The following is a 14,258-nucleotide window of genomic DNA, read 5'->3' on the forward strand; positions in this document are numbered from 1 at the left end:
ATCGTTATATCCCGCCTCCCCGAACTCCTTCCCATGGAGCCGGTCGATATCGTCCTGACGAAGGATTCGTTCGAGGTTCTCGCCTCGGGGACCCGGCTTGATATCCTAAAAACTCTGAATGAACGCAGGATGACGGTCACGGAACTCGCGGACGACCTCGACCTGGCGAAGTCCACGGTTCATCACCACCTGCAGAGGCTGACCGACGCCGGTTTTGTCGCTGCCGATGGTGACGGGCACGCCTGGGTATACTACGCGCTCACGCCGGAGGGGCGCGGCCTCCTGCAACCGCACGGCAGCGCCCGGATCCGGATCATCCTGACGGCGGGCCTGGCAAGCCTCGCCGGGGGGATAACCGCCCTCACGGCCTTTCTGACGGCGCCGGTCCGGGAGGTGCCGGTGCCCCCGCTGCCGGGGGGTGGTGGTGTCCCGGGCCCGGAGGGGCCTCCCGTGGAACTGCTCGTTGCCGGGATCGCGCTCGCGGTGATTGGGGGAGCCCTCATGACGTATGCCTATGTCCGGTGGCGGAAGAGGCGTGCGGCGACGCAGTCTCCCGATCCTGCGGGTGGGAAGCCACGTGACTGATATAGTTTTTGAACCCGTTCGACCGGGATCGAACGTTTTCGCCGGTATTATCGTCTTCCTGCAGAAAGACTCCGTGTGGATGCCCGGAAGTTACCCGGTTCGCGGATCACCGGCCACCTCGATGCCATCCACGGGAGAGAACGATGCAAAGACTATTGATCTCTGGAATAGGCATCCTGGTTCTGGCGCTCATTGTTGCGGGACCGGCTGTCTGCGGGACCGTACCCCTGAGCACGAATTCCATCTCCGGCGTACACGTAGCCGACGATAGTGTGGCGGCCGGGAACAACCGGTTCGCGTTCGACCTCTTCCGGCACCTCGCGGCCGACCCGGCGCATGCGGGAGACAACCTCTTCTTCTCGCCCTACAGCATCTCGTCGGCCCTTGCGATCACCTGCGAGGGCGCCCGCGGCGCGACCGCCGACGAGATCGGGGCGGTGCTGCACCTCCCGACGAACGAGACCCTCCGGCGGGAAGGGTTTGCCGCGATCGACGCCGGGTTGAACCGCGGAAGCGGCAACTACACTCTCCGCACCGCAAACGCCCTCTGGGCTGAGAAGACGTACTCCTTCCTCCCGGAGTATATTGAGACGGCCGCCCGCTGGTATGGGGCAAACGTCACGAACCTTGACTTCATCGAGAACCCCGAGGGGTCGCGGGAGACGATCAACCGGTGGGTGGAGGAAAAGACCGAAGAGAAGATCCGCGACCTCCTGCCGCCGGGTTCAATCGACTCCATGACCCGGCTCGTGATCACGAACGCGATCTACTTCAAAGGCACCTGGGTCGAACAGTTCGACGCGAACGAGACGACAAAAGAGGAGTTCCAGGTCGGACCGGGCAAAACGGTGACTGTCGCGATGATGCACGGGAACGCCGTCTACCCGTACGCGGAGACCGAGGCCCTCCAGGTGCTCGAGATGCCGTACGCGCACGGGAACGAGACCGAACTCGCGATGCTCGTCCTCCTCCCCGGAGGGGAGAACCTGACGGCTGCGGAGGAGGCCCTGGACGCGGAGAGGCTTGCCGGTCTGCAGGATTCCCTGGTCCCGCAGAACGTCAGGGTCTTCTTCCCGAAGTTCACGCTGGAGACGGGGTATCCTCTCCCGGGAGCGCTTGCTGCGATGGGGATGCCGACGGCGTTTGCCGGTGATGCCGACCTGTCGGGGATGGACGGCACGAAAGATCTCTTCATCACCGGGGTCTTCCATAAGGCGTTCGTCGACGTGAACGAGGAGGGCACCGAGGCCGCGGCCGCGACCGGAGTCATAGGCGGGCGGGGTGCCACACCCGTCTTCCGTGCGGACCACCCGTTCGTCTTCCTCATCGTCGAGAAGGACTCCGGCGCGATTCTCTTCATGGGGAGGGTCGTCAACCCCGGAGGCGCGTGAAGGGGGGCTGCTCTCTCCCCTACTAGGGGCGGCAGGGTGCCCTCCCATCCGCAGTCTCGATGCCCGCCACACTCGCCCACCTGCATACTCCTGCAGGAGACAGGAGAAAAGAGCAGGTTAACGACTACGAGGGCGTTGCCGAGAACGCCACCCTGATGGCAGGCGCGGGGAACGGCATCTCCTCTGACTGCGGATACCGATACCGCCGACCTCGTCGTGCGCGTCTGATAAGATGATGACAGATAATGTGATCTGGATGTGGCAACCATGTCACCATCAAACTTATCCCTGAAAAACCCAATATCCCAATTACGCAGAGGTGTAACTTCATGCTGGTCACATTTGAAGTAACGTATGCCGAAGGATGGTGGAGCGCCAGCGCACATGCACCTGAAAATGCCATCTTTACCCAGGGCAAAAGCATCGGAGAACTCATCGACAACATCCTGGAAGCAACATCGCTCCATTACACGGAAGAACTCGAAGCGGGAGAACGGATCACCGTTGTAACCAGATATAAATCAGAGACCCACGAACAGGAGAGCCCAATCCCGCCAAATTTCGAATACAAGGTCGATATCATTGCCGCGACACCCGGTTGTTAGTGGACTCGGGATGATCAAAGTCCTTGAAAAACTCGGGTTTTCCTTTCTCCGGCAGGCTGGAAGTCACGTCCAGTTGCGTAAAGTTGTTGGAGATAAACGGCTCCGGGTTACCGTTCCCCTTCACGACGAACTCAGCATGGCCACGCTGAACACAATCGTCACCGACGTCGCAGAATTTGAGGGTATGACGAAAGAGCAGATATACGATCTCTTACGATAACCCTCGTCTTAAGACAACAGATATCTTTCCGCCAATCGAGAATGCATCCGATCTCCTCACGAAGACCGGAGCCGGGAGAGGATCCGGAGTTTCTTTGCAAGCGCAGCTTCCGCCGCCCGTTCGACCCCGGTTTTCATCTCCTCAAAGTTCCTCTTGTCTTCGTCCACGACCTTCTTGACCGGGGTGTAGGCCGACTCCCGGAACCGGGGCGTGAAGTCCCGGATCTCGCCGCTGACAGAGAGGACGGACTCGGGCTTCCCTTCCTCGACGTAACCGACCTCTTTCATCGCGACGCCCGCGGTCCCGACGACCCGCCGGATCTCGGGTGCAACCTCGGGCGGCGCGACAACCAGGAGGGCGTCGAGCGATACGCCCAGGTAGTCGATCTCGAGAGCGTCGAGCATCGAGAGGACCTTCGGCCGGACGAGCGTGCGGAGGTCGTCCTCGACGACGACGATCCGGCAGCCGGCGGTCTCGGCCATCTCGTAGGCGTCGCCCCGGAGACCACCGTTCGTGACGTCGGTCATGGCGTGGATGCCGGAAAGGACGTCGCTTGCAAGGAGCGCCTCGCAGGCTTTGAGGAAGTGGAGGTTGATCGTCTCCTCGACGACGTCGGGGAACCCCGAGTAGATCGCGGCGGTGGCGATCGTCCCGCCGCCGGCACCTTCGGTCATGAGGAGGACGTCGCCGGGGGTGATCTGTTTTCTGGCCGTGAGGTGCCGGGCGACGCCGACGGCGCCGACGCACCCGGTCAGCCGTGTCCCGAGGACCATGTCCCCGCCGATGCGGAGGGTGGACCCGGTGACGAGCGGGACGCCCATCGCCTCGCCGACGGCTGAGACCCCCGCCGTGTAGTCGAATATCTTTGCAACGTCCCCATCGTCGGCGACGTGGATATCGGAGAGGAGGGCGACTGGTTTTGCGCCCATCACGTAGACGTCGCGGAGCGTCGCCCGGGTGACGTGAAACCCGGCGAGGAACGGAAAGTCTGAGAGACGGGAGTGCATCCCGTCGACGGTGGTGATGATATATTCGCCTCCGGCACGGACGGCGCCGGCATCGTCCATCTCGTCGACACCGACCGCGGCGTCCGTCCGGCCGATGATCCGGGCGAGTTGCCGGTGAGCGAAGAAGTCCCCGGACCCCCGCGACCCGACGCCGAACTCACCCATCGTCGAGCCGGAGGGCTCGAAGGTGAAGAGGTCGCCGGAGAGATCGGTCGAGTTCTTCGCTTCGGCAAGGACCGCCCGGGCGAATGCCTCGGCGTAGGCGGGGGTTACGTGGTGGCGCTTTATGGAGAGCACGTCCCGGGCGAGGATGCGCACAATCTCGTCGTCAGGGGTGCCAGCAGCGAGGTGCCGGCGGCTGATCTCTTCTACATCCATTGTAGAAGTGGTCGGTGCGGGATCAGATAAAGGGAGTGGCGGGGGAGAGGCAAAGATTCAAGCAGATCCATGCCGAACGATGAAGAATGACGGGTGCGCAGATGATCGCCGCCTGCTCCATAGCCGGTTCCGACTCGGGAGGAGGAGCGGGTATCCAGGCCGACTTGAAGACGTTTACAGCGCTCGGCATCTGGGGGCTGACGGTTATTACGGCGGTGACGGCCCAGAATACCCGCGAGGTGCGAGGGACATGGGTACTCCCGCCGGACGCCGTGCGGGCCCAGATAGAGACGGTCGCCGACGAATTCCGTGTCGAGGCATGGAAGACCGGGATGCTCGCCGACGGGCCGGTCATCCGGGCTGTCGCGGAGGCCCTGCCGGAGGGAGCGGACCTTGTTATCGACCCGGTGATGGTCTCGACGTCGGGCCACCGGCTGCTGAGAGAGGACGCCGTCGCAGACCTCACGGAACTGCTCATCCCCCGGGCGGCCATCGTCACCCCGAACATCCCGGAGGCTGAGGCGCTCGCTGGGATGCGGGTTGCAACCGTCAAGGATATGGCTGAAGCCGGCCGGCGGATCCTCGATCTCGGGGCCCGGGCCGTGGTGGTGAAAGGGGGGCACCTTCCCGGCGGCACGGCGGTCGACCTTCTCGTCGACCGGGACGGGGTGGCGGAGGCTTCCGGGAAGCGCTACCCCTATTCGGTGCACGGTTCGGGGTGCTGCTTCTCCGCGGCGCTCACCGCGCATCTTGCGCGGGGATTGGATGCGCGGCGTGCGCTCATCGCGGCCCGTGAGTTCATCGATACGGCCATCCGGGAGGCGGCAGGAGGTCCCGGACCCACCAGAATCATCAACCCCGGGGGAACGAACGGTTACCGGGGCTGAAATAATTTTTCTCGCCGGCATGAGGTTGTGGGTATCGTTTCCTCTTTTTCCCGGTATGATTCTGTTTCGTTATACCCTGACAGAACTTCAGCAAATATCCAATATGGCAGGCATTTTTGATTAGAAATGGAAAAAAGATGTTTGAGAGTATAAACTAAATACGGAATTTTAATATCTAAGTGCCTGTAATTACTCTATAGATGGACGAGATCGACGATGCGATTCTTCGGGAATTACAGAGAGACGGGCGGATGTCCATGGCAGAGCTCGGCTCGATGCTGGACATCGCACCATCGACGGTCTTTAAAAGGATCGAGAAACTGAAGAACGCCGGTATCCTTGAACGGTTCACGATCGTCGTCAACCAGAAGTGTTTCGAGCATACTCTGGTCGCTTTTTTGAACGTCAGGGTCCACCCGGACGGAAAGCCTGAGGTCGAGGAGTTCATGCAGGGTCTCCCGTGCATCCTTGAACTCTACGAGGTGCTTGAGCCCGGGGACTTCTTCGTCAAGGTCCGGGTGCAGAACATATCCGAACTGAAACGGAGCGTCCTGGTTCCGCTCTCCAGTCTTCCGGGAGTAAAGGATATCCAGACGATCATATCGGTGAGGAAGGTCAAGGAACAGACATGAACGGATTGCAGATTGAGACCATGCAGCAGATGCTTGCGATCGTGACGCTCCTCCTCGGGACGCTCCTCATCGCCTTCATCTTCAACGCCTACCGGATCGTGCGGCAGCCGACCCTGCTCCTCTTCATCTACGGGCTCTTTACGTTGGTCGTGGGGATCACGTTTGCGGACTTCGTGAGCATCTTCACACCCGACGCCTTCATCATCGCCTGGTCGGCGGTCTTCTCCCGCGTTGTGGTGATTCTTGGCCTCTGCGTGATGACTTACGGCATCCTGAGAGGATGATATGCGTACCGGTATCTCATTTGCCCGGGACTGGCAGCTCATCAAAGTAGCCCGGGCCCTTCGGCGGCACGACGTCACGGGGCCGCTCGTCCGGGCCCTCCTCCATGATGCCTCCCCGGCCTTCGCGGAGCAGGTTGCCGTCATCGCCGGGCGGCTCGGCGCGGAGGACGGAACAGCGCTCCTGGCCCACAACGAGGAGCGGTTCGACCCGCCTACCCTGATGGAGGGGCTTCTCCTGATGTGGGGGATCCCCTGCGTGTCCGGTGAATCCACCGATGGGGGTACAACAATCATCATCGACGGCGACGGCGCAGCGGCGGCGGTCCGGGAGACTTTCGCAGACAAACGGGTGGCCGAACCCTACCTCACGGGGTATGCCCGGGCGCTCCAGCAGAATGCGGTGCTCGAACACGGTGCCGACGGGAAGATAGCGATCCGGTTCCCGCCCCGCGGGGAGTAAAGCGGCACTTTCAGCCGGGGGACGACCCGGCAATCGTTGGCGCTCCGTCGCCCTCTTCTCCTCCGGGCGGTTGCGGCGGCACCGTTCCCGTAACCTTTTGCAAATGGTTATGTACTGCAGAGGCCGTTCATCTATTCTGAGCGTTTCAGCGCCAGGAGAAGACCTTATGGAGACGAACAAGACACGAACGTGCCAGAGTTGCGGCATGCCGATGAGCGAAGCGGAGCATTTTGGGACGGAAGCGGACGGAAGACTCTCAAAAGACTATTGCACCTATTGTTACCAGAACGGCGCTTTCACCGAACCCGGGGCCACCATCGACGAAATGGCGAAGAAGTGCGGGGCGATCATGTCGCAGTTATACGATATCCCCGCCGGAAATGCAGAGCGGTTCGCCCGGGAGCAGCTCTCCTGCCTGAGGAGGTGGACCGGGAGAGACGTTGCCGTCTGCAGGAGTTGTGGGATGCCCCTTCTCCGCGACGAGGACGCCGGGACGGAAGCGGACGGATCGCTGAGCACGGAGCACTGCACCTATTGCTACCGTGACGGGGGGTTCACCGAACCTGATCTGACGAAGGAGAAGGCGGTCGAGAAGTATGCGCCGATGATGGCTGCAAACCTCGGGATACCCCTTGCAAGAGCAGAAGAGATGGTGCGGCAGTATCTCTCGACGCTGCCGAGGTGGCGGGGGTAAGTCCCTGCACCATTGAGCATCTTCAGGGCCCGCGGATCGATGGTGCGGGATAGAGGAGGGACCGCTGTGCCGGCAAGTGAATCGCCCGAACTGGCGCACGGATCGGATCAGACCAGTTCGTTTCTCCGCAGGAACTCCCGGATCTCGCGCGACTCGACCCAGCCCTCGTCGAGCTGCTTGACGAGCCCGTTGATCCGCTTCACCTGCTCCCGGATCGTTGCCGATGCCGTCTCGTCCTCGATCAGGTCGGCCATGCCGAGGATCACCTGCAGGGGCAGGCGGATGTGGTCCGCGAGGACGGCGAACTGCTCGATATTCTGCTCGATCTGCTCGAACGCCTGCAGCCGCATATCCTCGTAGCACTTCCTGTCCGAGACATCACGGCCGACGGCCTGCACGCCGACCACCCTGCCGCCCTCGACAATCGGGGATTCGTTCATCTCGACGGCAGCGACCGTCCCATCCTTTCTCCGGAGCTCCACCACCAGCCCCTCGACGGGCTCCCCCCGGGCGATCCGGTCCCTGGCCTCCCGCCAGTCGGAACGGGTCTTTGCGAGAACGTAGTCGTTGCACTGCTCGCCGAGCATCTCATCCGGAGTGTAGCCGAGGATCCTCTGCACGGCCGGGGAGATGTAGGTGATCCCCCGGTCGGTATAGCACGTGTAGATCATATCGAAACTCCGCTGGGCGATCTCCCGGAACCGCTCCTCGCTCTCGAGCAGGGCGTCCTGCATCTCCCGCCGGTCAGTGATGTCTTCCACCATCCCGATGACGAGCCCGCGCTCCTCCGGGTCGCGGAGCAGTGAGGTGGTCAGCCGCCCCCAGACGACCCTGCCGTCCTTCGTCACGTAGCGTTTATCCTGTGCGGCGTTCTCCCCCGGGAGATAACCGGGCCCCTCCCTGTCGGGCGGGTAGATCAGGTCGCAGAACTGCATGGCATACAGTTCATCCTCACCGTAGCCGAACATACGCACAAACGCCGGGTTTGCTCTTGAGATCCTCCCCTGCGGGTCGATGAGCACGATCCCGGTCCCTGCCTGCTCGAAGATCCCCCTGAATCGCGCCTCGCTCTCCTGGAGGGCGAGTTCCGCTCGCTTCTGCTCGGTGATCTCCTGCCCCGTGACGACCAGCCTCCCGGCCTGTGGGCGGTAGATGTGCAGGTCATACCACCGCCCGGTTTTCGGTTCCTGCAATCGCCGCCGCGTCGGAACACCGGTCTCTGCAACCTCCCCGTAGAGAGCGCGGGCACCCTCACGGATCGCCGGGAAGATATCGAAGAGCCGCCGCCCGACCAGTTCGTCACGGCGGCGGCCGAATACGCCGGCTGCTTTCTCGTTCAACTCGACAATACGGTAGTCGACGGGGTTTCCATCGCCATCCCGGACGACCTCGTAGAGGGTGTAACTCTCGAGCATCTGCTCGAAGAGGAGGCGGTACTTCTCCTCGCTCCTTCCGATGACCTCTTCCGCCTGCACTCGCTCAATGATTCGGCCGATCCTCCCGGCGACGGCATCGATCAGGCGACGTTCATCGACAAGGTGCGGCGCAGTATCCGCTCCCGACTGTTCGTGGCGGTAGCAGACCTCTATCTTCCCGGCAGCCCGGCCATGGACGACGATCCGGCACTCCTGCCTCCAGGGAGTCTCAATAAACCCTGCTGACCCATATTCCTGACAGTTGACCGTGATCCGGGCGGCAACATCCTCCGGGTGGAGCCAGCCCGCAGGAAGGATGACGGCAACCTCCTGGAGGATCTCGTCGACCGATATCCCGGGCCGCTCGACGATGCCGTTGATGGCATAGAGTGTCGTGAGTTCTCGTATCCGGCGATCCTGGTCGACCTTCTGCTCCCGGATCCCCTTTCCAGCTCTCTTTACGGCACCGTCCGTGGCGGTGGTGGGCCGGGCGGGAGCATCTGGTCCATTCGGAGGAGGTGTTGGAGGCATCGTTCAGATCCTGCAGGAGAAGGGGGCAGGTAGCCGGTATGCCGGGCTGCACCCGGGCATACCGTACGAGTTATCTTTGCGATCACTTGGAGCGATATCGTCATAATGTTTCTGTTTGGTGAATAAGCGATCTCCTGTTCCATGCCGGTTTCCCGGAGGGAACTACGCCGGATGCAGGTCCGGGAGTGCGCCCGAACCATTTTTATCTTGCGGGGGTGAAGGGGGCGGAGCGGGAAGACCCCGCCCTTCAGGGTGGGGATGAAAGCGGAGCCGCCCTTCGTCACACAATTACCAGAGGTTATATATTTTTATAAGGCGCGATAATGTTTGTATGCTTCAGGCCTACAAGTATCGGATGTCTCCTTCTCCGGAGCAGATCTCGCTCCTCGTGCAGCACATCCATGCCTGTCGGTTTGTGTATAACCATTCTCTGGAGCAGAAGATCCGGGCATACGAACAGGAAGGGCGAAAACGCTCCTGTTTCGACCTGAACACCCACCTCCCCGCCCTCAAAGAGGAGCATCCGTGGCTCAAAGAAGTCAATTCCCAATCGCTCCAGAGCGCAAACAAGAACCTCGACAATGCCTTCACCCGGTTCTTCCGCGAGAAGAAAGGGTTTCCCCGGTTCAAGTCAAAGAAGAATCCGGTACAATCCTTTCAGGTACCGCAGCACTACACCGTGGACTTCGAGCAGGGTCGGGTCAAACTCCCGAAGATCGGTGAGATAACAACCGTCTTCCACCGCGTCTTCACCGGGAAGATGAAGTATGCGACGGTTTCTGTGACTTCGACGGGGAAATGGTTCATCAGTATCCTTATCGATGACAGGAAAGCCGAACCAGAACCTGCGCAGTTCTCTCTGGACACAACGCTTGGGATCGACGTTGGGTTGATGGATTTTGCCACCCTCTCCACGGGAGAGAAGATCGAGAACCCCCGATACCTGCAAAACTCTCTTCAGCGTCTGAAAGTGTTGCAACGACGGGTATCCCGGAAGAAGAAAGGGTCGAAGAACCGGCAGAAGGCAATCCAGCAACTTGCCCGGTGCCATGAGAAGGTCGCCAACCAGCGCAACGATTTCCTGCACAACCTCTCTTTTCGCGTTGTGAGCGAGAACCAAGCCATTGCAGTCGAATTGTTGAATGTCGCTGGAATGCAAAAGAACCATTGCCTTGCCCGGAGCATCTCCGATGCATCGTGGAGCACGTTCTTCGCGATGCTGGAATACAAGTGCCGGAAGTACGGCAAGACCCTCCTGAAGATCGGACGATTCGATCCATCATCGAAGATGTGCAGCAAATGTGGGTATCTCAAGCAGGATCTCGCCCTTTCAGACAGAGAGTGGGTCTGTCCTGACTGCGGGACGACCCACGACCGCGACATCAACGCGGCGATCAATATCAAGAAGTTCGCCCTGCAAGAGCAGAATCTTGTCGGGATAGCAGGTGCGGAACGCACCGTCGAGCCTGTGGACTCGCTCCCGATGGGGAGGAGAATGAAGCAGGAAGCCCCGCCCGAGAGGCGCGGGGTAGTTCACGTGAAACGCAGTCAACAATCCTGTATGCTATGATGGAACCCTACACCTCGGGGGTCCCGGCCGCAGGCTGCCGGCTCCCTGTAGACTGCCAGGAGGGGAACCGTGGCCGCCGATGACGGGTGTCCCTGCCCCCGTTGCCGGGCCGGGATCTGCGAGGTCCACGGGCCGGTCGTCGACCGGCGGGAGATCGCGGTCTTTGCGGTCTCGGGGGTTCTCCTCCTTGCAGGGATACTCGTCGAATACTTCACCCCCTACCCCGGCGCCGGCACGGCCCTGCTGCTCGCCGCCGCGGTCATATCCGGCTACGGCGTCCTGAGCGACGCGCTCTCCTCGATCATCCGGCTCAGGTTCAGCATCGCCGTGCTCATATCCATCGCGGCCGCGGGTGCGTTCCTGACCGGGAACCCCGCAGAGGGGGCGACCGTCCTCTTCCTCTACGCCATCGCGGAGTTTCTAGAGGAGTACGCAGCCGGGCGGGCGGAGCGTTCGATCGCGTCGCTCCTCGATCTCGCGCCGCAGACGGCCCGGGTCCGGCGTGACGGCGAGGAAGTGACCGTCGGCGTCGACGACGTCGCCGTCGGGGAGACCGTGATCGCGAGACCGGGCGACACGGTCCCTCTCGACGGCATCGTCACCGCCGGCGCGTCCTCGGTCGATCAGGCGGCGATCACCGGAGAGAGCGTCCCGGTGGCGAAAGGCGTTGGGGACGCTGTCTACGCCGGAACCCGGAACGCCGAGGGCTACCTGGAGGTCCGGGTGACGAAGCCCGAAGAGGAGAGCACGATAGCCCGGGTCGTGGCGCTGGTCGCGGAGGCCCAGGCCCACACCTCCCCGACCGAGGCGTTCATCGAGCGGTTCTCCCGCTACTACACGCCGGCGGTCATCCTCGTCGCCGCCCTCCTCATCGTGGTCCCGCCGCTCGCCTTCGGGGTCCCGTTCCTTGAATCGTTCTACCGGGCGCTGATCCTGCTCGTCATCGCCTGCCCCTGTGCGCTCGCCATATCCACCCCGGTCTCGATGGTCTCGGGGATCACGACCGCGGCGCATAACGGCGTCCTCATCAAGGGCCGGGACTCCCTCGAGGCCGTGGGGCTCGCCCGGGTGATCGTCTTCGATAAGACCGGGACGCTCACGACCGGGAGGCTCGATGTGGAGGATGTCGTCGCCTTCGGGGTGCCGGAGGAGGAGGTGCTCGCCGTCGCTGCGTCGCTTGAGTCCCGGTCCGGCCACCCGATTGCGGAGGCGGTCCGGCGGCGGGCGGATGAGGAGGGCATCCCGCTCCGGGACGTGGAGGAGTTCGCCTCGATCACCGGCCGGGGCGTCCGGGGGAGGATCGGCGACGCGACCTACGTCGTCGGGAACACCGGACTCTTTGCGGAGATCCCCCGCGGGGCATGGCGGGCGGCGTACGACCGCCTGGAGAGCGAGGGAAAGACCGTTGTCCTCGCCGGCACCGACTCGGCGGTCATCGGGCTTCTCGTCCTCTCGGACGTGATCCGGAAAAATGCGAAAAAGACCGTAGCCGATCTCAAATCGCGGGGCATCAGGACGGTGATGCTCACCGGGGACAACGAGCGCGTCGGCGAGGCGGTTGGACGCCGTATCGGGATCGACGAGTGTCATGCCGGGCTTCTCCCGGAGGAGAAGGTGACGATGGTCGAGCGGCTGATCGACCGCAACGGACCGGTGGTGATGGTCGGCGACGGCGTGAACGACGCACCGGCGCTGGCCCGGGCGAACGTCGGGGTCGCGATGGGCGCCATCGGGTCGGACGTCGCGATCGAGGCGGCCGATATCGTCGTGATGGAGGACGATATCGCAAAAGTTGCCTACCTCGTGGCTCTCTCGGAGAAGACGGTCTCGGTCGTCAGGCAGAATGTCACGGCAGCGATCGTCGTGAAACTCGGCATCGCCGCACTCGCCGTCCTGGGCCTCATCTCCCTCTGGATGGCAGTGGCGTTCGGGGACATGGGGCTCTCGCTTGCGGTCATCGCAAACGCCCTCCGGATAGGCCGGCCGGACGGCGGCACTTCATTCTGAGCGCCAGAAAAAAAGATGGGAGAGAACCCTCATTCAAAGAGACCGGTCTTCTCCGGCACCCATGCCGGGTCGATGAACGAGAGAACCTTCGTCGTCGAAGCCGCGACGTTCCGGGTCTCCTTCACCAGGTCCGGCGGGATGCAGGCAGCACTCCCGGCAGGGACCCGTACCGCCTGCCCGCCGGGGGTGCTGACCTCGATATCTCCTTCGATGACGTAGAGGAGGTCGGATGAACCCTTGATCCCGTCGTAGCCGAGGTAGCCGCCCGGCATGAGTTCCACGTACGCGAGGCTGTAGTCGATCGGGAGAGCCTTCTCCCTCATCAGCACCGGGTTTATCAGGGTGTAGACTGCCACGCCGGATTCGAGGTCCCACTCGATCCCCTCACGGGGACCGGCGACGACGACCGGTCTTGCGTCCGTTGTCATGCTCAGGGTGGCAAGCTCATCGCCGGAGAACTCGATATCGGGGTGGAATGGAGGCTGAACCACGGTGAGGTAGAGGAGATCCGTATCCCCGATCGAGGTAATCGACTGGAGGACCCGCTCGGGCAGGAGCACGGTCTCCCCTGCACCGGCGGTCACCGTCGCGTTGTCGCACCGGATCTCCGCCGTTCCGCCGATCACGTAGACGAGTTCGGTGCTCTCGAAGAGCCGGTGTGGAGGGGTCCCGTTCCCGGGCGGGATGATGCAGTACGCGACGCTGTAATTTGTCTGGATACCGGGGTTTTCCCGGCCGATGAGGTTGCTCAAGGTCCCCGTGCCGTCGAAGAGGGCGACGGGGTCCGCCGGGGCGACCAGCACGATACCTGCCTCCGCCGGCGGCTCACTCGCGGTGAGGCACCCGGCGGAGAGGAGCAGACAGGGTAGGAGGAGAAGAAGAGGGATCCTGTGCATGACAATATCTTGCCTGACAGGGGAAATAAACCCAATCGTTTGCACCCGGCGAGCCAGAGGACCGATTCCGACGCCGGGACCCGTGCGATAGGGTCAGGCGCTCCTGTCGCATCCGGCCTTCCGGAGGGTGAACCGGAACGCCGCGCCCTCTTCCGGGTGCCCCTCGACCCGGTCATCGACCCAGACCCTGCCGCCGTATCGTGCGGTAAGCATCCGGCAGATCGAGAGGCCGAGGCCCTGGCTCCCCCGCCTGCCCCCCTCCCGCTCGAACCGGTAGAAGAGGGATTCCTTCACATCGTCGGGGATGCCGGGGCCGGTGTCGGCGACGGTGACGATGACGGTCTCTTCGTCCATCTCCTCGACCGTCACCGTGACCTCGACCCCTGGCCTGCCGTGCTTTGCGGCGTTGCCGATGAGGTTTGTGAAGACTTCCGGGAGGAGGTTATCGGCGAGGACCTCCACGGGGAGACCGTTGTAGTGAATGCGGAGGTCGGGGAAGTGTTTGACCTCACCCAGGATGACCGCGTGGAGGTCGACGGGTGCAAGTATGACCTGGCTCTCGTGGATCTTCCTGATGGTGGTAACATTTGCGGTGATCTCGATGCTCTTTTTGATTCCTTCCTTCAACTTCCGGGCATGCCGGACCACTTCCCCGTCAAGCTCGTCGATGAGTAGGTCGGCGTAGATGTTTGCGAC

The 14,258-nt window shown here is 62.4% G+C and carries 15 protein-coding genes; 11 read left to right on the forward strand and 4 right to left on the reverse strand.

The features are described 5' to 3' along the window. Window positions 1-33: 33 nt before the first annotated feature. The 4 genes from PLN84_RS07485 to PLN84_RS07500 all read left to right on the forward strand — a co-directional run bounded on the left by PLN84_RS07485 (window position 34) and on the right by PLN84_RS07500 (window position 2,801). Complete coding sequence (locus PLN84_RS07485) at window positions 34-585, forward strand: winged helix-turn-helix domain-containing protein (protein WP_292385807.1); 552 nt, start codon at window positions 34-36, stop codon at window positions 583-585. 143 nt (window positions 586-728) lie between these two features. After that, window positions 729-1,976, forward strand: coding sequence for a serpin family protein (locus PLN84_RS07490; RefSeq protein WP_292385805.1), 1,248 nt, complete (start codon window positions 729-731; stop codon window positions 1,974-1,976). 329 nt (window positions 1,977-2,305) lie between these two features. Further along, a complete protein-coding gene (locus PLN84_RS07495) occupies window positions 2,306-2,581 on the forward strand; it encodes a type II toxin-antitoxin system HicB family antitoxin (protein WP_292385803.1) in 276 nt (91 codons plus the stop codon). 10 nt (window positions 2,582-2,591) lie between these two features. Further along, on the forward strand, window positions 2,592-2,801 hold the full coding sequence (locus PLN84_RS07500) for a type II toxin-antitoxin system HicA family toxin (RefSeq protein WP_292385802.1): 210 nt from the start codon (window positions 2,592-2,594) through the stop codon (window positions 2,799-2,801). A gap of 56 nt (window positions 2,802-2,857) precedes the next feature. Here the strand turns inward: PLN84_RS07500 and PLN84_RS07505 are convergent, their stop codons facing one another. Further along, window positions 2,858-4,186 (reverse strand): AIR synthase-related protein, encoded by a 1,329-nt coding sequence (locus tag PLN84_RS07505; protein ID WP_292385800.1) that lies wholly within the window; start codon window positions 4,184-4,186, stop codon window positions 2,858-2,860. A gap of 86 nt (window positions 4,187-4,272) precedes the next feature. Here PLN84_RS07505 and thiD point away from each other — a divergent pair, with 86 nt between their 5' ends. From thiD to PLN84_RS07530, 5 genes are all read left to right on the forward strand, one after another. Further along, window positions 4,273-5,073 carry a bifunctional hydroxymethylpyrimidine kinase/phosphomethylpyrimidine kinase gene (thiD, locus tag PLN84_RS07510; RefSeq protein ID WP_292558540.1) on the forward strand — a complete coding sequence of 267 codons (801 nt, stop codon included), beginning with the start codon at window positions 4,273-4,275 and terminating at the stop codon, window positions 5,071-5,073. Window positions 5,074-5,273: 200 nt separating this feature from the next. Beyond that, entirely contained in the window at window positions 5,274-5,705 is a 432-nt protein-coding gene (locus tag PLN84_RS07515) for an Lrp/AsnC family transcriptional regulator (RefSeq protein WP_292385796.1), read from the forward strand. Then, complete coding sequence (locus PLN84_RS07520) at window positions 5,702-5,989, forward strand: hypothetical protein (protein WP_292385794.1); 288 nt, start codon at window positions 5,702-5,704, stop codon at window positions 5,987-5,989. The genes PLN84_RS07515 and PLN84_RS07520 overlap by 4 nt, the downstream gene beginning before the upstream one ends. 1 nt (window position 5,990) lies before the next feature. Then, complete coding sequence (locus PLN84_RS07525; protein WP_292385792.1) at window positions 5,991-6,449, forward strand: hypothetical protein; 459 nt, start codon at window positions 5,991-5,993, stop codon at window positions 6,447-6,449. A 166-nt stretch (window positions 6,450-6,615) separates the two neighbouring features. Further along, window positions 6,616-7,143 (forward strand): zinc ribbon domain-containing protein, encoded by a 528-nt coding sequence (locus PLN84_RS07530; protein ID WP_292385790.1) that lies wholly within the window; start codon window positions 6,616-6,618, stop codon window positions 7,141-7,143. A 107-nt stretch (window positions 7,144-7,250) separates the two neighbouring features. Here the strand turns inward: PLN84_RS07530 and PLN84_RS07535 are convergent, their stop codons facing one another. Beyond that, complete coding sequence (locus PLN84_RS07535; RefSeq protein ID WP_292385788.1) at window positions 7,251-9,089, reverse strand: PAS domain S-box protein; 1,839 nt, start codon at window positions 9,087-9,089, stop codon at window positions 7,251-7,253. A gap of 331 nt (window positions 9,090-9,420) precedes the next feature. Here PLN84_RS07535 and tnpB point away from each other — a divergent pair, with 331 nt between their 5' ends. Next, window positions 9,421-10,659 (forward strand): IS200/IS605 family element RNA-guided endonuclease TnpB, encoded by a 1,239-nt coding sequence (tnpB, locus tag PLN84_RS07540; protein WP_292385786.1) that lies wholly within the window; start codon window positions 9,421-9,423, stop codon window positions 10,657-10,659. A 69-nt stretch (window positions 10,660-10,728) separates the two neighbouring features. Continuing rightward, window positions 10,729-12,666, forward strand: a complete 1,938-nt coding sequence (locus PLN84_RS07545; protein ID WP_348531992.1) for a cation-translocating P-type ATPase — start codon at window positions 10,729-10,731, stop codon at window positions 12,664-12,666. A 29-nt stretch (window positions 12,667-12,695) separates the two neighbouring features. On the opposite strand, the gene PLN84_RS07550 is transcribed toward PLN84_RS07545, so the two are convergent. Together PLN84_RS07550 and PLN84_RS07555 are read right to left on the reverse strand one after the other, a co-directional pair. Continuing rightward, window positions 12,696-13,562, reverse strand: a complete 867-nt coding sequence (locus PLN84_RS07550; protein WP_292385782.1) for a cupin domain-containing protein — start codon at window positions 13,560-13,562, stop codon at window positions 12,696-12,698. A 93-nt stretch (window positions 13,563-13,655) separates the two neighbouring features. Beyond that, window positions 13,656-14,258, reverse strand: a 603-nt coding sequence (locus tag PLN84_RS07555; RefSeq protein WP_348531993.1) for an ATP-binding protein, incomplete at its 5' end; no start/stop codon positions are given.

Source organism: Methanoculleus sp., assembly GCF_035363275.1.
GTDB lineage: Archaea > Halobacteriota > Methanomicrobia > Methanomicrobiales > Methanoculleaceae > Methanoculleus.